At 61.1% G+C, this 16,820-nt stretch carries 19 protein-coding genes; 10 read left to right on the plus strand and 9 right to left on the minus strand.

The window, feature by feature from the left end; genetic code table 11:
• Nucleotides 1–10 precede the first annotated feature (10 nt).
• The 7 genes from hpf to ACLEJR_RS13860 form a co-directional block, all read right to left on the minus strand.
• Nucleotides 11–319 (minus strand): ribosome hibernation-promoting factor, HPF/YfiA family, encoded by a 309-nt coding sequence (gene hpf / locus ACLEJR_RS13830; protein WP_003178005.1) that lies wholly within the window; start codon nt 317–319, stop codon nt 11–13.
• 76 nt (nt 320–395) lie between these two features.
• Nucleotides 396–1,892 carry an RNA polymerase factor sigma-54 gene (locus tag ACLEJR_RS13835; protein ID WP_440793784.1) on the minus strand — a complete coding sequence of 499 codons (1,497 nt, stop codon included), beginning with the start codon at nt 1,890–1,892 and terminating at the stop codon, nt 396–398.
• 163 nt (nt 1,893–2,055) lie between these two features.
• Nucleotides 2,056–2,781, minus strand: coding sequence for an LPS export ABC transporter ATP-binding protein (gene lptB / locus ACLEJR_RS13840; protein ID WP_018614004.1), 726 nt, complete (start codon nt 2,779–2,781; stop codon nt 2,056–2,058).
• Complete coding sequence (gene lptA / locus ACLEJR_RS13845; protein WP_440793786.1) at nt 2,781–3,326, minus strand: lipopolysaccharide transport periplasmic protein LptA; 546 nt, start codon at nt 3,324–3,326, stop codon at nt 2,781–2,783. Before lptA ends, lptB begins: the two co-directional genes overlap by 1 nt.
• Nucleotides 3,313–3,882 (minus strand): LPS export ABC transporter periplasmic protein LptC, encoded by a 570-nt coding sequence (gene lptC / locus ACLEJR_RS13850; protein ID WP_440793788.1) that lies wholly within the window; start codon nt 3,880–3,882, stop codon nt 3,313–3,315. The genes lptA and lptC overlap by 14 nt, the downstream gene beginning before the upstream one ends.
• Nucleotides 3,883–3,889: 7 nt before the next feature.
• Nucleotides 3,890–4,414 carry a KdsC family phosphatase gene (locus ACLEJR_RS13855; protein ID WP_440793790.1) on the minus strand — a complete coding sequence of 175 codons (525 nt, stop codon included), beginning with the start codon at nt 4,412–4,414 and terminating at the stop codon, nt 3,890–3,892.
• A complete protein-coding gene (locus ACLEJR_RS13860) occupies nt 4,414–5,388 on the minus strand; it encodes a KpsF/GutQ family sugar-phosphate isomerase (RefSeq protein ID WP_440793792.1) in 975 nt (324 codons plus the stop codon). The genes ACLEJR_RS13855 and ACLEJR_RS13860 overlap by 1 nt, the downstream gene beginning before the upstream one ends.
• A gap of 276 nt (nt 5,389–5,664) precedes the next feature.
• Here ACLEJR_RS13860 and ACLEJR_RS13865 point away from each other — a divergent pair, with 276 nt between their 5' ends.
• The 10 genes from ACLEJR_RS13865 to hisC all read left to right on the plus strand — a co-directional run bounded on the left by ACLEJR_RS13865 (nt 5,665) and on the right by hisC (nt 13,607).
• Nucleotides 5,665–6,474, plus strand: a complete 810-nt coding sequence (locus ACLEJR_RS13865; RefSeq protein WP_440814601.1) for an ATP-binding cassette domain-containing protein — start codon at nt 5,665–5,667, stop codon at nt 6,472–6,474.
• Nucleotides 6,474–7,271, plus strand: a complete 798-nt coding sequence (gene mlaE, locus ACLEJR_RS13870) for a lipid asymmetry maintenance ABC transporter permease subunit MlaE (RefSeq protein WP_440793796.1) — start codon at nt 6,474–6,476, stop codon at nt 7,269–7,271. Before ACLEJR_RS13865 ends, mlaE begins: the two co-directional genes overlap by 1 nt.
• Complete coding sequence (gene mlaD, locus ACLEJR_RS13875) at nt 7,271–7,738, plus strand: outer membrane lipid asymmetry maintenance protein MlaD (RefSeq protein ID WP_245138906.1); 468 nt, start codon at nt 7,271–7,273, stop codon at nt 7,736–7,738. Before mlaE ends, mlaD begins: the two co-directional genes overlap by 1 nt.
• 11 nt (nt 7,739–7,749) lie before the next feature.
• Nucleotides 7,750–8,403, plus strand: a complete 654-nt coding sequence (locus ACLEJR_RS13880) for an MlaC/ttg2D family ABC transporter substrate-binding protein (protein WP_440793798.1) — start codon at nt 7,750–7,752, stop codon at nt 8,401–8,403.
• Nucleotides 8,400–8,705: an STAS domain-containing protein gene (locus tag ACLEJR_RS13885; protein ID WP_440814603.1), complete on the plus strand. Its 306-nt coding sequence runs from the start codon at nt 8,400–8,402 to the stop codon at nt 8,703–8,705. Before ACLEJR_RS13880 ends, ACLEJR_RS13885 begins: the two co-directional genes overlap by 4 nt.
• 113 nt (nt 8,706–8,818) lie before the next feature.
• Nucleotides 8,819–9,058, plus strand: coding sequence for a BolA family protein (locus ACLEJR_RS13890; protein WP_245138909.1), 240 nt, complete (start codon nt 8,819–8,821; stop codon nt 9,056–9,058).
• A gap of 22 nt (nt 9,059–9,080) precedes the next feature.
• Nucleotides 9,081–10,346 carry a UDP-N-acetylglucosamine 1-carboxyvinyltransferase gene (murA, locus tag ACLEJR_RS13895; RefSeq protein WP_440793802.1) on the plus strand — a complete coding sequence of 422 codons (1,266 nt, stop codon included), beginning with the start codon at nt 9,081–9,083 and terminating at the stop codon, nt 10,344–10,346.
• Nucleotides 10,347–10,471: 125 nt separating this feature from the next.
• Entirely contained in the window at nt 10,472–11,107 is a 636-nt protein-coding gene (gene hisG / locus ACLEJR_RS13900) for an ATP phosphoribosyltransferase (RefSeq protein ID WP_440793804.1), read from the plus strand.
• A gap of 122 nt (nt 11,108–11,229) precedes the next feature.
• On the plus strand, nt 11,230–12,552 hold the full coding sequence (gene hisD, locus ACLEJR_RS13905; protein WP_440814606.1) for a histidinol dehydrogenase: 1,323 nt from the start codon (nt 11,230–11,232) through the stop codon (nt 12,550–12,552).
• Nucleotides 12,553–12,554: 2 nt separating this feature from the next.
• Nucleotides 12,555–13,607: a histidinol-phosphate transaminase gene (gene hisC / locus ACLEJR_RS13910; RefSeq protein WP_440814608.1), complete on the plus strand. Its 1,053-nt coding sequence runs from the start codon at nt 12,555–12,557 to the stop codon at nt 13,605–13,607.
• A gap of 254 nt (nt 13,608–13,861) precedes the next feature.
• Here the strand turns inward: hisC and ACLEJR_RS13915 are convergent, their stop codons facing one another.
• A complete protein-coding gene (locus ACLEJR_RS13915) occupies nt 13,862–14,581 on the minus strand; it encodes a DUF4198 domain-containing protein (protein WP_440814610.1) in 720 nt (239 codons plus the stop codon).
• Between the two features lie 12 nt (nt 14,582–14,593).
• The gene (locus ACLEJR_RS13920) at nt 14,594–16,699 is read right to left on the minus strand and encodes a TonB-dependent siderophore receptor (protein WP_440814612.1); all 2,106 of its coding nucleotides are present in this window, start codon (nt 16,697–16,699) and stop codon (nt 14,594–14,596) included.
• Nucleotides 16,700–16,820: the final 121 nt, after the last annotated feature.

The raw sequence follows: 16,820 nt of genomic DNA on the forward strand, positions 1-16,820 counted from the left end.
ATTGGGGGGATTAACGACCGGTTGCGCCCTGAAGGAGGCTCTGGGTCTTTTCCTTATGCTTTTTGAGTTGGCGATCCAGCTTGTCGGTCAGCAGGTCAATCGCGGCATACATGTCTGTGTGCTCCGCGTTGGCAACCACCTCTCCGCCGGGAATATGCAGCGTGGCTTCGATTTTCTGCAGCAGCTTCTCGACATTCATCGTGACTTGCACATTGGTGATCTTGTCGAAGTGCCTCTCCAATCGGTCGAGTTTTTCGCCGATGTAGGTGCGCAGAGGTTCGGTCACTTCCAGTTGGTGTCCACTGATGTTGACTTGCATACAGCTTCTCCTTCGTTGCCAGTGCATAAAGCGGCAGGCAGAAATACCTGCCACTGGAACGCTGTGGCGTGGCCGGTTACATCAACCGCTTGCGTTCGCTCGAAGGCGCGATCCCGAGGGACTCGCGGTATTTGGCGACGGTACGGCGGGCCACCTGAATGCCTTGTGCCTCCAGTAAACCAGCGATCTTGCTGTCACTCAACGGCTTTTTCTGATTTTCCGCGGCCACCAGTTTCTTGATGATTGCGCGGATGGCCGTGGACGAGCATTCGCCGCCTTCGGAGGTGCTGACATGGCTGGAGAAAAAGTATTTCAGTTCATAGATGCCCCGTGGGGTATGCATGAATTTCTGGGTAGTCACCCGGGAAATTGTCGATTCGTGCATCCCTACCGCTTCGGCGATATCGTGCAGGACCAACGGTTTCATCGCTTCATCGCCGTACTCCAGGAAGCCGCGCTGATGCTCGACGATCTGGGTGGCAACTTTCATCAGGGTTTCGTTGCGGCTTTGCAGGCTCTTGATGAACCAGCGTGCTTCCTGCAACTGGTTGCGCATGAAGGTGTTGTCGGCGCTGGTGTCGGCGCGCCTGACGAAGCCTGCATACTGGGCGTTGACCCGCAGCTTGGGAACCGACTCCTGGTTTAGTTCCACCAGCCAGCGATCGTTGTGCTTGCGCACGATCACATCGGGTACCACGTACTCGGGTTCGGTGGATTCGATCTGCGAGCCGGGGCGCGGGTTGAGGCTCTGGACCAACTCGATGACCTGGCGCAGCTCGTCTTCCTTGAGCTTCATACGCCGCATCAGCTGGCTGTAGTCGCGACCGCCCAACAGGTCGATGTAATCGGTGACCAGGCGCTTGGCTTCGGCCAGCCAGGGCGTCTTGGCCGGTAACTGGCGCAGTTGCAGCAGCAGGCATTCACCCAGGTTGCGGGCCGCGACGCCGGCGGGCTCGAACTGCTGGATCCGATGCAGGACAGCTTCGATCTCGTCCAGCTCGATATCGAGCTCCGGGTCGAAGGCTTCGAGGATTTCCTCGAGAGTCTCGTCCAGGTAACCCTGATTGTTGATGCAATCGATCAGGGTGACGGCGATCAGGCGATCGGTGTCGGACATCGGCGCCAGGTTCAATTGCCAAAGCAGGTGGCTTTGCAGGCTCTCGCCGGCGGAGGTGCGGGTGGTGAAATCCCACTCGTCGTCATCGCTGCTGGGCAGGCTGCTGGCGCTGGTCTGGTAGACGTCTTCCCAGGCGGTATCCACGGGCAGGTCGTTGGGGATGCGTTCGTTCCATTCGCCGTCCTCAAGGTTATCCACCGTGGGCGCTGCGGCTTCCTGGTAGGACGGTTCCTGGATTTCGGTATGGGTCTTCTGTTCGACGTTGTCGGCCAGTGGATCGGAGTTGTCGAAGTCGTCGCCTTCTTCCTGGCGTTCGAGCATCGGGTTGGACTCCAGGGCCTCCTGGATTTCCTGTTGCAGGTCCAGGGTCGACAATTGGAGCAGACGGATGGCCTGTTGCAGCTGCGGTGTCATCGTCAGCTGCTGGCCCATTCTCAAGACTAGCGATGGTTTCATGGCAGGGGCTTAACACCTTATTCGCCGGCGCACATGCGCCATCCACTACAGGGCGCCGGAGCGCCAAACTTAAGCAAATTATATGCCTGAAACTGAAGTGTTTGCCTAGAGCGCCGCCACAATAAAATCAACAGCGCCCGGGCGACTTGCCAGACACTCGGGCTTACAGGCGGAACTCGTGGCCCAGATACACTTCCTTGACCAGGTCGTTGGCGAGGATGGCGGCGGAGTCGCCTTCGGCGATCAACTGGCCGTCATTGACGATATAAGCGGTCTCGCAGATATCCAGGGTCTCGCGCACGTTGTGGTCGGTAATCAAAACGCCGATCCCCTTGGCCTTGAGGTGGTGGATGATCTGCTTGATGTCCCCCACCGAGATCGGATCCACACCGGCGAACGGTTCGTCGAGCAGGATGAACTTCGGCGCGGTGGCCAGGGCGCGGGCGATCTCTACGCGTCGGCGCTCGCCACCGGACAGGCTCATGCCCAGGTTGTCGCGAATGTGACTGATGTGGAACTCCTGCAACAGGCTTTCCAGTTCCTGGCGACGGCCGGCCTTGTCGAGTTCCTTGCGGGTCTCGAGGATCGCCATGATGTTATCGGCCACCGACAGTTTGCGGAAGATCGACGCTTCTTGAGGAAGATAGCCGATACCGGCCTTGGCCCGGCCGTGCATCGGCTGGTGGCTGACATCGAGATCGTCAATCAGTACGCGGCCCTGGTCGGCCTGGACCAGACCGACAATCATGTAGAAGCAGGTGGTCTTGCCCGCGCCGTTCGGGCCGAGCAAGCCGACGATCTGGCCGCTGTCGATGGACAGGCTGACGTCACGCACGACTTGACGGCTCTTGTAGCTTTTGGCCAGGTGCTGAGCTTTCAGAGTTGCCATTACTGGGCCTTCTGCTCGGTTTTCTTTCTAGGCTGGATCACCATGTCGATCCGTGGACGCTGCTCGGTCACTTTGTTGCCAGTGGCGCGACCGGCACTGGCCAGTTTCTTGTTGGTGTCGTAGACGATTTTCTCGCCCTGGGTGGTGTTGCCGTCCTTGTCGATGACCTTGGCCCGGTCGATCAGGACAACGCGGTCCTGGGAGGCATGATACTGGATGGTGACGCCATAGCCCTGCACGGGCTTGGTATCGCCGGCCGTCTGCATCTGCTCGAAATAGGCCAGGTTGCCCACCGACGTCACCACGTCGATGTCGCCGGACTGGGTGCGGGTGAGGGTCACGGTGTTGCCGGTCACCTTCATCGAGCCTTGGGTGATGATCACGTCACCTTTGTAAGTGGCTACGCCGTTCTTGTCGTCCAGTTGCGCGTCGTCGGCCTGAATGCGGATAGGCTGGTCGCGGTCGGTGGGAAGAGCCCAGGCGCTCGCGCTTCCCAGTGCTGCGCCCAGACTGAGCAAAATAGGGAGGGTTTTAGCGAGCTTCATACTGTCCTCTTACGTTCGATAGCAGGTGTATCCTGCTTTCCTTCAAATACGCCTTCATTCCCGTGCCGGTCGATACACCTCCGGCGCCGTCGATTCTAACGGGTTGCTCGGTCTGCGCATATTGCTGCTGCGGGAACACGGTCATGCGACTGCTGGTGATGACGGTCGTGCGGTTTTTTTCGTCGGTACGGGCCACGCGCACCGAGTCGATCAGTTCCACCTCGGTGCCGCCGGAATTGACTTCGGCGTGCTCGCTCTGCACGTGCCATGGAAATTCTGTGCCGCGGAACATGTTCAGGTCCGGCTTGGTGACCAGGGTAATGTCGGTGGCCTTGACGTGGTCGACCTTGTCGGCCGTCATCTCGTACTGCACTTTGCCGTCGGGCAGGTATTGCAGGGTGTGGGTATTTGACGCATACCAGTCGATTCTTTCCTCGACCTTGGCCGCGGGCTGGTCGAGGAACCGTTCAGGGCTGATGTTCCAGTAGCCGACCGCGGCAAAGATCGCCGCGATGCAGCCGAACACCACGATGGTGCGAATTTTCTTGCTCAGCATAAATGGCTCACAGGTACGCGGCGTTGGCCGCTTCGAGGCGGCCCTGGGCGCGCAGGATCAGTTCACAGAATTCGCGGGCCGCGCCTTCGCCGCCGCGTGCCGTGGTGACGCCGTGGGCGTGCTCGCGTACGAAGCCGGCCGCGTTGGCGACTGCCATGCCCAGCCCGACCCGGCGGATCACGGGAAGGTCCGGCAGGTCGTCGCCCAGGTAGGCCACCTGTTCATAGCTTAGGTTGAGTTGGCCCAGGAGTTCGTCCAGCACCACCAGTTTGTCCTCGCGCCCTTGATAAAGGTGGGGAATGCCGAGGTTTTTCGCGCGCCGCTCGACCACCGGCGTCTTGCGACCGCTGATGATGGCGGTCTGTACGCCGGCGGCCATCAGCATCTTGATGCCCTGGCCGTCGAGGGTGTTGAAGGTCTTGAACTCGCTGCCGTCTTCAAGGAAGTACAGGCGACCGTCGGTCAAGACGCCGTCGACGTCGAACACCGCCAGTTTGATCGCTTGGCCACGGTGCAACAGGTCTGTGTTCATTACATGACTCCGGCACGCAGCAAGTCGTGCATGTTCAGGGCGCCCAACGGGCGGTCTTCGTCGTCGACGACCACCAGGGCGCTGATCTTGTGGTCTTCCATGATTCTCAAGGCCTCGGCGGCAAGCATCTCGGCGCGGGCAGTCTTGCCGTGGGGCGTCATGACCTGGTCGATGGTGGCGCTGTGGATGTCGATGGTGCGGTCCAGGGTGCGGCGCAGGTCGCCGTCGGTGAAGATCCCGGCCAGCTTGCCATCGGCTTCGAGGACCACGGTCATGCCCAGCCCCTTGCGGGTCATTTCCATGAGCGCGTCCTTGAGCAGCGTGCCGCGCAGGACCTGCGGCAGCTCCTGGCCGGCGTGCATCACATTCTCGACCTTCAGCAGCAGGCGTCGGCCGAGGGCGCCACCGGGATGGGAGAAGGCGAAGTCTTCAGCGGTGAAACCCCGGGCTTCCAGCAGTGCCACCGCCAGCGCATCGCCCATGACCAGGGCGGCGGTGGTGGAGGAGGTGGGCGCCAGGTTCAACGGGCAGGCTTCGTGCTCGACATGGACATTGAGGTTCACTTCGGCCGCCTTGGCCAATGGCGAATCCGGGTTGCCGGTGACGCTGATCAATTGGATGCCCAGGCGTTTGATCAGTGGCAGCAACGTGACGATTTCATTGGTCGAGCCCGAGTTGGACAGGGCCAGGATGATGTCGTCCCGGGTGATCATGCCCATGTCGCCGTGGCTGGCCTCGGCCGGGTGGACGAAAAAAGCCGTGGTGCCGGTGCTGGCCAGGGTCGCGGCGATCTTGTTGCCGATGTGCCCGGACTTGCCCATGCCGACCACGACCACGCGGCCCTTGCTGGCCAGAATCATCTCGCAGGCGCGTACGAAATCAGCGTCGATGTGGGGAAGCAAGCCTTGTACGGCTTCGATCTCGAGGCGGATGGTACGTTGTGCCGATTGAATCAGGTCGCTGGATTGGCTCATGTCAGAAATCGTATAGCCCGATGAAAAGGCGGCGATTATAGCGGTAATGAACGATTCCCTCACGTAAGTTCGTCATGCTTTGTGTGAATGGCTCGCCAGGCCTGAAATAAACTGTCGCTGTTTACTCGTGTGCGGACTGAACAGGCAGGGGGCTGGGCCTTGGGCGCATGGCGGTTGCAGTGATATAGTTCGCCGCCGGTTCGGGTGCCCGGCGGTGCTGGCGTCAGTCAGCCGGTCAGGGCATCCGGATGTGAGGCTGCATCGCAAGGAGTTTAGATGAGTGCCGACAACGCCTACGCGGTCGAGCTGAAGGGGCTGTCCTTCAAGCGAGGGACGCGCAGCATTTTCAATGACATCGATATTCGCATTCCACGCGGCAAGGTGACCGGCATCATGGGGCCTTCCGGGTGCGGCAAGACCACGCTGCTGCGCTTGATGGGCGCACAGTTGCGCCCCAGTGCCGGCGAAGTGTGGGTCAACGGCCAGAATCTTCCCGAGTTGTCACGCAGCGACCTGTTCGATGCGCGCAAGCACATGGGCGTGCTGTTCCAAAGTGGCGCGCTGTTTACCGATCTCGATGTGTTCGAGAACGTGGCGTTCCCCTTGCGGGTTCATACCGACCTGCCGGACGAGATGATCCGCGACATCGTCCTGCTCAAGTTGCAGGCGGTCGGGCTGCGCGGCGCCCTCGACCTGATGCCGGACGAGCTGTCCGGCGGGATGAAGCGTCGGGTCGCGCTGGCGCGGGCGATTGCCCTCGATCCGAAGATCCTCATGTACGACGAGCCCTTCGTCGGCCAGGACCCGATCGCCATGGGCGTGCTGGTGCGCCTGATCCGTCTGCTCAACGATGCTCTGGGCATCACCAGTATCGTGGTTTCCCACGACCTGGCCGAAACCGCGAGCATCGCCGACTACATCTATGTGGTAGGCGATGGCCAGGTGCTGGGGCAGGGCACGCCCCAGGAACTGAAGGATTCGGATAACCCGCGCATCCGTCAATTCATGAAGGGCGATCCGGACGGTCCGGTGGCGTTCCATTTTCCGGCCACGGATTACCGTACCGATCTGCTGGGGAAGCGCTGATGCGCAAGAAATCATTATTGGAAAGAATTCGGCTGTTCGGCCGCTCCGGCATCGACGTGGTAGCGGTCCTGGGCCGTTCCTCGCTGTTCTTGATGCACGCCCTGCTCGGGCGCAGTGCCACGGGCGGCGGTTTTGGCCTGTTGGTCAAGCAATTGCACTCGGTGGGTGTGATGTCCCTGGTGATCATCGTGGTCTCCGGGATATTCATCGGCATGGTGCTGGCCCTGCAGGGCTTCAGTATCCTGTCCAGCTATGGTTCCGAGCAGGCGGTAGGCCAGATGGTGGCGCTGACGTTGCTGCGCGAGCTGGGCCCTGTGGTGACCGCGCTGCTGTTCGCCGGGCGTGCCGGTTCGGCGCTGACGGCCGAAATCGGTAACATGAAATCCACCGAGCAGTTGTCCAGCCTGGAAATGATCGGTGTCGACCCGCTCAAGTACATCATTGCCCCGCGCCTGTGGGCCGGCTTCATTTCCTTGCCGGTGCTGGCCATGATTTTCAGTGTCGTGGGGATCTGGGGGGGCTCGTGGGTCGCAGTCGACTGGCTGGGGGTCTATGAAGGTTCCTACTGGTCCAACATGCAGAACAGCGTCGACTTCCTCGACGATGTCCTCAATGGCGTGATCAAGAGTGCCGTATTCGCCTTCGTGGTGACCTGGATCGCCGTGTTTCAAGGCTATGACTGTGAGCCCACCTCTGAGGGGATCAGCCGTGCCACAACCAAGACCGTGGTGTACGCCTCGCTGGCAGTCCTGGGCCTTGACTTTATTCTGACCGCCTTGATGTTTGGAGATTTCTGATGCAAAACCGCACCCTGGAAATCGGTGTCGGCCTTTTCCTGCTGGCTGGCATCCTGGCTTTGCTGTTGCTGGCCCTGCGGGTCAGCGGCCTGGCGCCGACAGCGAGCACCGATACTTATAAACTTTATGCTTATTTTGACAATATCGCCGGTTTGACTGTCAGAGCCAAAGTGACCATGGCCGGCGTCACTATCGGCAAGGTCACGGCAATCGATCTGAACCGCGAGGACTTCACCGGCCGGGTGACCCTGCAGCTGGAAAAGCGCGTGGATAACCTGCCGACCGATTCCACTGCATCTATCCTCACGGCTGGGCTGCTGGGCGAGAAGTACATTGGTATCAGCGTGGGCGGGGAAGAAACCGTGCTCAAGGACGGCGGGACCATCCACGACACCCAGTCGTCGCTGGTGCTCGAGGATCTGATCGGTAAATTTTTGCTCAATACCGTTAGCAAAGACGCTAAATGAGGAGCTTCTGAATGATCTCTATCCTGCGACGTAGCCTGTTGGTGTTGCTCGCGGCGCTGCCGTTGATGGCTAACGCCGTGGCCGCGCCTTCTGCACACGAAATCATCAAGACCACCACTGACCAACTGCTGGCGGACCTTTCCGCCAATAAAGAGCGGTACAAGAACGACCCGAGCGCTTTCTACGACTCGCTCAACCGTATCGTCGGGCCGGTGGTGGATGCCGACGGCATTTCCAAGAGCATCATGACCGTCAAGTATTCGCGCAAGGCAACCCCGGAGCAGATGGGCCGCTTCCAGGAGAACTTCAAGCGCAGCCTGTTCCAGTTCTATGGCAACGCCTTGCTGGAATACAACAACCAGGGCATCACGGTCGACCCGGCCAAGGACGAATCGGGCGAGCGCACCAGCGTCGGCATGACCGTCAAGGGCAACAACGGTGCGGTCTACCCGGTCTCCTACACGCTTGAGAAAATCAACGGCGAGTGGAAGGTTCGTAACGTGATCATCAATGGCATCAACATCGGCAAGCTGTTCCGCGATCAATTCGCCGACGCCATGCAGCGCAACGGCAACAACCTGGACAAGACCATCGACGGTTGGGCTGGCGAAGTGGCCAAGGCCAAGGAAGTCGCTGAAGACGCCCAGGAGAAGCAGCAGCAATGAGTGAGTCGGCTGTTCGTCTGGGGCAAGCCGGCGAGCTGATGCTCAGCGGCGTGCTCGACTATCGCACGGGCCCCGCGTTGCGCAAGCAGGGGCAGGCGCTGATCAAGTCCAGCGGCGCCGCCGAGGTGGTCATCGACTGCTCGCAGGTGCAGAAGTCCAGCAGTGTAGGTTTGTCGCTGCTGCTGTGCTTCATCCGGGACGCCACGGCGGCCGGCAAGACGTGGAGCATCCGTGCGATGCCCGAAGACATGCGTGAAATAGCCCAGGTCAGCGAACTGACCGAGTTGTTGACGCAACCCTGACCCACATCGCGAGCAAGCCCCCTGTCAGAGTCCTGCTACGCGGGGTTCGCAGGCGCGGGGCTTTTTTGTATGATGTGCGACCCGTGCGCACAGGGCGCCGATTGAGGTTGAGCATGCAGGCTGTAGAAGTTAAGAGCTTCCTTGAAGAAAAGCTGCCAAATACGCAGGTGGAAGTTGAAGGCGAAGGCTGCAACTTTCAGCTGAACGTGATCAGCGATGAACTGGCGGCGTTGAGCCCGGTGAAGCGTCAGCAGCAGGTCTATGCGCATTTGAACCCATGGATCACCGATGGCAGCATCCACGCGGTCACTATGAAATTTTTCAGCAGCGCGGCCTGGGCCGAGCGCACCTGAGCCCTAGGGCGTCGAGATTCTTATGGATAAACTGATTATTACCGGCGGCGTTCGTCTTGATGGCGAAATCCGTATTTCCGGGGCAAAGAACTCCGCCCTGCCGATCCTGGCCGCGACCCTGCTGTGCGATGGCCCGGTGACTGTAGCCAACCTGCCGCACCTGCACGACATCACCACGATGATCGAGCTGTTCGGGCGTATGGGCATTGAGCCGGTGATCGACGAGAAACTCAGCGTCGAGATCGACCCACGCACCATCAAGACCCTGGTAGCCCCGTACGAGCTGGTAAAAACCATGCGTGCGTCGATCCTGGTGCTGGGCCCGATGGTCGCCCGTTTCGGTGAAGCCGAAGTCGCATTGCCAGGTGGTTGCGCCATCGGTTCGCGTCCGGTGGACCTGCACATCCGCGGCCTGGAAGCCATGGGCGCGGTGATCGACGTCGAAGGCGGCTACATCAAGGCCAAGGCGCCTGAAGGTGGCTTGCGCGGCGCGCACTTCTTCTTCGATACCGTCAGCGTGACCGGTACCGAGAACATCATGATGGCCGCTGCACTGGCCAAGGGCCGCAGCGTGCTGCAGAACGCCGCACGCGAGCCTGAGGTGGTGGATCTGGCGAACTTCCTGATCGCCATGGGCGCCAAGATCAGCGGTGCCGGCACCGACACCATCACCATCGACGGCGTCGAGCGCCTGCATTCGGCCACTTACAAAGTGATGCCGGACCGGATCGAAACCGGCACCTATCTGGTGGCTGCTGCCGTCACCGGGGGGCGCGTCAAGGTCAAGGACACCGATCCGACCATCCTTGAAGCCGTCCTGGAAAAACTCAAGGAAGCCGGCGCCGAAGTCAACTGCGGCAAAGACTGGATCGAAGTGAACATGCACGGCAAGCGGCCCAAGGCCGTGAACGTGCGGACCGCTCCGTACCCGGCGTTCCCGACCGACATGCAGGCGCAGTTCATCTCCCTCAATGCCATTGCCGAGGGCACGGGCGCGGTGATCGAGACGATCTTCGAAAACCGTTTCATGCACGTGTATGAACTGCACCGGATGGGCGCCAAGATCCAGGTCGAAGGCAACACCGCCATCGTCACCGGCAACGAGAAGCTCAAGGGCGCTCCAGTCATGGCCACCGACCTGCGGGCCTCGGCCAGCCTGGTGATCTCGGCGCTGATTGCCGAAGGCGACACCCTGATCGACCGTATCTACCACATCGACCGTGGTTACGAGTGCATCGAAGAGAAACTGCAGATGCTCGGCGCCAAGATCCGCCGCGTACCGGGCTAGTCGCCTGCATGGGCACAAGGAGGTGCCTTGATTTCGTTTCAGGTCGAGGGTGGTTGCACCCTCGATGTATGTTCGGCGCCGCTTGCGACCGGACATGAGTACCTTGATAAGGACTGACGTTTCCCATGTTGACCATCGCACTGTCCAAGGGCCGCATCCTTGACGACACCCTGCCGCTTCTGGCTGAAGCGGGCATCGTGCCGACCGAGAATCCGGACAAGAGCCGCAAGCTGATCATTCCCACGACCCAGGCCGACGTGCGCTTGCTGATCGTGCGTGCCACCGATGTGCCGACCTACGTTGAACATGGCGCCGCCGACCTGGGTGTGGCGGGCAAGGACGTGCTGATGGAGTACGGTGGCCAGGGCCTGTACGAGCCGCTGGACCTGAAAATCGCCCGGTGCAAGCTGATGACCGCCGGCAAGGTCGGTGCCATCGAACCCAAGGGACGCCTGCGGGTCGCGACCAAGTTCGTCAATGTTGCCAAGCGTTACTACGCCGAGCAGGGCCGTCAGGTCGACATCATCAAGTTGTACGGCTCGATGGAGCTGGCGCCGTTGATCGGCCTGGCGGACAAGATCATCGACGTGGTCGACACCGGCAATACGCTGCGGGCCAATGGCCTGGAGCCCCAGGAGTTCATCGCCGACATCAGCTCCCGGCTGATCGTCAACAAGGCATCGATGAAAATGCAGCACGCCCGTATCCAGGCTTTGATCGATACCCTGCGCAAGGCAGTGGAATCGCGACACCGCGGCTGATCCACCTGCGCGACTGCGGTCGCGCCCGTCTATCCGTGTCATAGCCAATTTTCTCAGGTGCCCACGCGAATGGACTGGTAGCTTAGGGCGCCTGAGCATTTGCCATTAATGAGGCCCTCGCTATGACCGCACCCACATCGATTCGCCGACTCAACGCCGCCGACCCGGATTTTGCACATCATCTGGATCATCTGCTGAGCTGGGAAAGTGTGTCTGACGACTCGGTCAATCAGCGGGTGCTGGACATCATCAAGGCCGTGCGTGAGCGTGGCGATGAAGCACTGGTGGAATTCACCCAGAAATTCGACGGTTTACAAGTGGCATCCATGGCTGACCTGATCCTGCCGCGCGAGCGTCTGGAGCTGGCCCTGACCCGAATCAGCGTGCCCCAGCGCGAGGCCCTCGAAAAAGCTGCATACCGTGTGCGTGACTATCACGAGCGGCAGAAGCAGGACTCCTGGAGCTACACCGAGGCCGACGGTACGGTCCTGGGCCAGAAGGTCACGCCGCTGGATCGCGCCGGCTTGTATGTGCCCGGCGGCAAGGCGTCCTATCCGTCCTCGGTGCTGATGAACGCCATTCCGGCCAAGGTCGCCGGCGTCACCGAAGTGGTGATGGTGGTACCAACGCCGCGCGGTGAGATCAACGAACTGGTGCTGGCCGCTGCTTGTATCGCCGGGGTGGACCGGGTGTTCACCATCGGTGGCGCCCAGGCTGTGGCGGCGCTGGCCTATGGCACCGAGAGCGTGCCGCGGGTCGACAAAGTGGTCGGGCCGGGCAATATCTACGTCGCCACCGCCAAGCGTCATGTATTCGGCCAGGTCGGCATCGACATGATCGCCGGCCCTTCGGAGATTCTCGTGGTGTGTGACGGCCAGACCGATCCGGACTGGATCGCCATGGACCTGTTTTCCCAGGCCGAGCACGACGAGGACGCCCAGGCGATCCTGGTCAGCCCGGACGCCGAGTTCCTCGACAAGGTCGCCGCCAGCATCGACAAGTTGCTGCCGACGATGGACCGTGCCGAGATCATCAACACTTCGATCAACGGCCGTGGTGCGCTGATCAAGGTCAATGACATGGCGCAGGCCATCGAGGTCGCCAACCGCATTGCGCCGGAACACCTGGAGCTGTCGGTGGCCGATCCGCAGGCCTGGTTGCCGCAGATCCGTCACGCCGGCGCGATCTTCATGGGCCGTCACACCAGCGAAGCCTTGGGCGACTACTGCGCGGGGCCCAACCACGTGTTGCCGACTTCCGGTACCGCGCGCTTCTCGTCGCCGCTGGGGGTGTATGACTTCCAGAAACGTTCATCGATCATCTTCTGCTCCGAGCAGGGCGCGTCCGAACTGGGCAAGACCGCTTCGGTGCTGGCCCGTGGCGAGTCGTTGAGCGCCCACGCTCGTAGCGCCGAATACCGCATCGTCGATGAACAGGGGAACTGAACATGAGTAAATTCTGGAGCCCGTTCGTCAAGAACCTCGTGCCCTACGTGCCGGGCGAGCAGCCGAAGCTGACGCGGCTGGTCAAGCTCAACACCAATGAGAACCCCTACGGTCCATCGCCCAAGGCGCTCGCGGCGATGCAGACCGAGCTGAACGACAACCTGCGCCTGTATCCGGACCCCAACAGCGATCTGTTGAAGAGCGCCGTGGCCGGGTATTACGGGGTGCAGGCCAACCAGGTGTTCCTGGGTAACGGTTCGGACGAGGTGCTGGCGCACATTTTCCACGGCCTGTTGCAGCATGACCTGCCGTTGCTGTTCCCGGACATCAGCTACAGCTTTTATCCAGTTTATTGCGGGCTGTATGGCATCCAGTACGACGCGGTGCCGCTGGATGAGCAGTTCCGGATCGACCCGGCGGATTATGCCCGCCCCAACGGCGGCATCATCTTCCCCAACCCGAACGCACCCACAGGTTGCCTGCTGGCGCTGGACGCGGTCGAGCGGATACTCAAGGCCAGCCCGGAGTCGGTGGTGGTGGTCGATGAGGCCTATATCGACTTCGGCGGCGAGACGGCCATCAGCCTGGTGGACCGTTATCCAAACTTGCTGGTGACCCAGACGCTGTCCAAATCCCGCTCGCTGGCAGGGCTGCGCGTCGGCCTGGCGGTGGGGCATCCGGACCTGATCGAGGCGCTGGAGCGGATCAAGAACAGCTTCAACTCCTACCCGCTCGATCGCCTGGCGAATGTCGGCGGCGCGGCGGCGTTCGATGATCGTGAGTATTTCCAGCAAACCTGCCGGTTGGTCATCGAACACCGGGAGTGGGTCGTGACACAGTTGCAGGCCAAGGGGTTTGAAGTGCTGCCCTCGGCCGCCAACTTCATCTTCGCCCGCCACCCGCGGCACGATGCGGCGGGACTGGCAGCGAAGCTGCGCGAGCAGGGTGTGATCGTGCGGCACTTCAAGCAGGAACGGATCGCCCAGTTCCTGCGGATCAGCATCGGCACCCCGGAGCAGAACCAGGCGCTGATCGACGGCCTTGGCGAGCTCTAGAGCCCCTGTAATAGACCTGTGGGAGCGAGCCTGCTCGCGATAGCGTAGTGTCAGCCAATCTCTATGTTGCTGACCCACCGCTTCGCGAGCAGGCTCGCTCCCACAGTGTTTCCGGGTATCCGCAGGATTTGAATACACCGAAAATCCCCTGTGGGAGCGAGCTTGCTCGCGATGACGTAGTGTCAGCCAACGTTGATGTTGCTGACCCACCGCTTCGCGAGCAGGCTCGCTCCCACAGTTTTAAGGATCAGACCTCATTCGTGATGCGGTTCGCCGAGGAAAGTCAGTGAGGTGAACACGCCGCGGGTTGCCACGTCCTTGTTGTCCTTGAGCGGGATTTCCAGCTGCGCGGCGATGACATTCAACCCTTCGTTACGCACCAGCACCCGGGCCCGGCCTTCGGCATCGGTTTCGGTCGATACGGTGTTCGGCGCGCTGCGGTAGTCGCCCACCAGTTTCACACCGGCTGCCGGTTTGCCGTCGAGCAGCACCCGTACCGGCAGCGATTGGCCCGGTCCGACGGTCAGCGGATCGACCTCGGGCTGGATCAGGAACTTGATCGCCTCCAGTTTCGGCAGTTTCGCCCCCGGCTCATAAATGGCCAGGCTGTACTTGAAGGTGTGGGTCGACTCGATCGCACCGGGCACTTTGCTGCGACCTTCGTTGATCCATTTCTTTTCGGGCGTCTGGGACCACATGCCATTGTCCAGCGCCACAGCCAGCACGGCCGGTGGCTTGAGCGGTTGCAGGCGGGCGTGGTCCGGCAGGCGCTCGACCGTGACGGGGATCATCTTGCCGGCCAGATCATAAGCCCAGGCGCCGCTGATTTTCTGCGCCTTGAATGCATTGTCCTCGGCGCCGTGGCCGTAGATCACTTCGATGTTGCCGCGCCGTTGTTCCGTCCACAGGCCGTGGGCCGACGCTTGGGTAGCCAGGAGCAGGCCGAGAAGGGCGAATGTCTTGGAGTGTTTCATGCAGATGGTCCTTTACAGATCGAGGGTGAGGCTGAGGGTGAAATTGCGCGGCTCGCCGGGGTTGACCCAGTAATTGCTGTAGGAGCGCTCGTAGTATTTTTCGTCGAAGAGATTGTTGAGGTTCAGGCCCACGGTGACTTGGTCGCTGGCCTTGTAATGGGCCAGCAGGTCCACGGTGTGGTAGGCCGGCAGTTCGAAATCGCCGCCGGCTTCCCCCGAGCGATCTCCGACGTAGGTGAGCGCGGCGCCCACATCCGAACCCCGCAGGCGTCCGTCCTGGAATTCGTAGACCCCCAGCAGGCTGCCGCTGCGCTTGGCGACGCCGAGGATCCGGCTGCCGGTGGGAATGGCGGCGTCACCCTGGGTCACCTCGGCGTCGATGTAGGCGAAGGCGCCGATGACCCGGATGGCGTCGGTCAATTGCCCGGTGACTTGCAAATCGATGCCCTGGCTGCGGGCCTTGCCCATGGCGCGGCTGGTGTCGGTGCCGGGTTCCAGGGCCAGGACGTTTTCCTTTTCGATATGGAACGCCGCCAGAGTGGTGCTGAGGCGCTCATCGAACAGCTCGCTCTTGAGCCCGACTTCATAGCCGGTGCCTTCCTCCGGATCGAAGGGCTTGCCCTGGGCATCCAGGCCGTTGTTGGGCTTGAACGAGGTGGACACGTTGGCGAACAGCCCGACTTCAGGCGTCAGTTGATACAGCAGGCCGGCCCGTTGCGTCAGGGCGTCGTGGCGTTGGCGGCGGCTGAGGCCAGAGGTGTGATCATCGACATGCTGTTCGAAGTGTTCGTAGCGCACGCCGACCATGCCCCGTAACCGGTCGGTAAAGACGATCTGGTCCTGAAGGTTCAAGGCGCGGCTTTGCACGCGCTCGAAGAAGTCTGTGCCGGTGCGCAGACCATTGGGCTTTGGTTGGCCGTAGATCGGCTGGTAGATGTCGATGGGGTAGGCGCCGCCGTTGATGGTGGTGACGCGTTCGTTCTTGCGGTAGTCCTCGTACTCGCTGCCGATCAGCAGTTCGTGCTGCCAGGGACCGAGGTCGAACAGGCCGCGCAGTTCCAACTGGGTGATGCTGTCATGCCAATCGTTGTCCCGCTCGCGGTAGCGGCGATTGACGGTGTGGCCGTCGGCATTCAGTGGTCGTGCTTCGGAAGCGAACCCCCACAGTTCGCCTTGCTTGTAATGGCTGGCCAGGCGTACCTGCCAGGCGTCGTTGAGCTGATGTTCGAGGGCGGCCTGGAGCATGTTGTTGTGGTTGTCGATATCGCCGTCGTTGGGCTCGCCCAGGAAGGTCGAACGGGAAACGCCGCTCCAGCGATTGTTCGGGGCGACGATGCCGCGGTCGAACGTGGAGCTGTGGCGCACGATTTCGCTTTCCACCAGCAGGCGGGTGTCAGGGTTCAGTTGCCAGCTGAGAGTGGGAGCGACGAATACCCGTCGGCTGTCGACGTGGTCGCGAAAACTGTTGTTGTTTTCGACTGCCAGATTGACTCTCGATAACAGCTTGCCGTCGGCGTCCAGCGGCGTGTTGACGTCCAGCGCGGTGCGGTAGCGGTCCCAACTGCCGGCGCTGGTTTGCAGGGTAGTGAAGGCTTCGGGCTGGGGTTTCTTGGTCACGATATTGACCGTTCCACCGGGGTCGCCGCGCCCATATAGGCTGGCGGCCGGTCCCTTGAGCACTTCGATGCGCTCGATGTTGGCCGTGTCCGGGGTGCTCGGGTAGCCCCGGTTGGCGCTGAAACCGTCCTTGTAGAACTCCGAAGTCGTAAACCCCCGCACGCTGTATTCGTAAAGCGTCAGGCCGCCGAAGTTGTTTTGCCTGGAGACGCCGCCGGCATATTCCAGGGCCCGTTCGACATCGGTGCTGCCCAGATCCTTAAGTACGCTGGCCGGGACCACGCTGATGGCTTGCGGGATGTCGCGCAGGGCCGTATCGGTCTTGGTGGCGCTGGCGGAGCGGGTAGCACGATAGCCGCTCACGGGGCCGGTGGGGGATTCGTAGTCGGACGTCACGTTGATGGCGTCCAGCTCCAGGGGTTGGATATCTTCTGCGTAGCTGGGATCGCCCAGCAAGCCCAAGGCTAGGCTGGCCAGGGAAATCCGTTTCAAGGATGACATGTTATGTTGTTCCAATTCGATTTATTGAAACAATATAACACTACCAATGAGAATTTATGCTATCTCGGTTTTGTGAATTTCTTTGGGGCGAGGGAGCTTGCTCCCGCTGGGCTGCGAAGCA

This window comes from Pseudomonas sp. SMN5 (assembly GCF_052041925.1).
In the GTDB taxonomy this organism is placed as follows: domain Bacteria; phylum Pseudomonadota; class Gammaproteobacteria; order Pseudomonadales; family Pseudomonadaceae; genus Aquipseudomonas.

What these genes read in the sequence shown, in the direction of transcription:
- ACLEJR_RS13915 (WP_440814610.1), bottom strand. Translation starts at nt 14,581, where the DNA reads ATGAAACACTCCAAGACATTCGCCCTTCTCGGCCTGCTCCTGGCTACC.
- murA (WP_440793802.1), top strand. Translation starts at nt 9,081, where the DNA reads ATGGATAAACTGATTATTACCGGCGGCGTTCGTCTTGATGGCGAAATC.
- hpf (WP_003178005.1), bottom strand. Translation starts at nt 319, where the DNA reads ATGCAAGTCAACATCAGTGGACACCAACTGGAAGTGACCGAACCTCTG.
- ACLEJR_RS13880 (WP_440793798.1), top strand. Translation starts at nt 7,750, where the DNA reads ATGATCTCTATCCTGCGACGTAGCCTGTTGGTGTTGCTCGCGGCGCTG.
- lptA (WP_440793786.1), bottom strand. Translation starts at nt 3,326, where the DNA reads ATGAAGCTCGCTAAAACCCTCCCTATTTTGCTCAGTCTGGGCGCAGCA.
- ACLEJR_RS13835 (WP_440793784.1), bottom strand. Translation starts at nt 1,892, where the DNA reads ATGAAACCATCGCTAGTCTTGAGAATGGGCCAGCAGCTGACGATGACA.
- mlaD (WP_245138906.1), top strand. Translation starts at nt 7,271, where the DNA reads ATGCAAAACCGCACCCTGGAAATCGGTGTCGGCCTTTTCCTGCTGGCT.
- lptB (WP_018614004.1), bottom strand. Translation starts at nt 2,781, where the DNA reads ATGGCAACTCTGAAAGCTCAGCACCTGGCCAAAAGCTACAAGAGCCGT.
- ACLEJR_RS13920 (WP_440814612.1), bottom strand. Translation starts at nt 16,699, where the DNA reads ATGTCATCCTTGAAACGGATTTCCCTGGCCAGCCTAGCCTTGGGCTTG.
- hisC (WP_440814608.1), top strand. Translation starts at nt 12,555, where the DNA reads ATGAGTAAATTCTGGAGCCCGTTCGTCAAGAACCTCGTGCCCTACGTG.
- ACLEJR_RS13855 (WP_440793790.1), bottom strand. Translation starts at nt 4,414, where the DNA reads ATGAACACAGACCTGTTGCACCGTGGCCAAGCGATCAAACTGGCGGTG.
- ACLEJR_RS13885 (WP_440814603.1), top strand. Translation starts at nt 8,400, where the DNA reads ATGAGTGAGTCGGCTGTTCGTCTGGGGCAAGCCGGCGAGCTGATGCTC.
- hisD (WP_440814606.1), top strand. Translation starts at nt 11,230, where the DNA reads ATGACCGCACCCACATCGATTCGCCGACTCAACGCCGCCGACCCGGAT.
- lptC (WP_440793788.1), bottom strand. Translation starts at nt 3,882, where the DNA reads ATGCTGAGCAAGAAAATTCGCACCATCGTGGTGTTCGGCTGCATCGCG.
- ACLEJR_RS13865 (WP_440814601.1), top strand. Translation starts at nt 5,665, where the DNA reads ATGAGTGCCGACAACGCCTACGCGGTCGAGCTGAAGGGGCTGTCCTTC.
- mlaE (WP_440793796.1), top strand. Translation starts at nt 6,474, where the DNA reads ATGCGCAAGAAATCATTATTGGAAAGAATTCGGCTGTTCGGCCGCTCC.
- ACLEJR_RS13890 (WP_245138909.1), top strand. Translation starts at nt 8,819, where the DNA reads ATGCAGGCTGTAGAAGTTAAGAGCTTCCTTGAAGAAAAGCTGCCAAAT.
- hisG (WP_440793804.1), top strand. Translation starts at nt 10,472, where the DNA reads ATGTTGACCATCGCACTGTCCAAGGGCCGCATCCTTGACGACACCCTG.
- ACLEJR_RS13860 (WP_440793792.1), bottom strand. Translation starts at nt 5,388, where the DNA reads ATGAGCCAATCCAGCGACCTGATTCAATCGGCACAACGTACCATCCGC.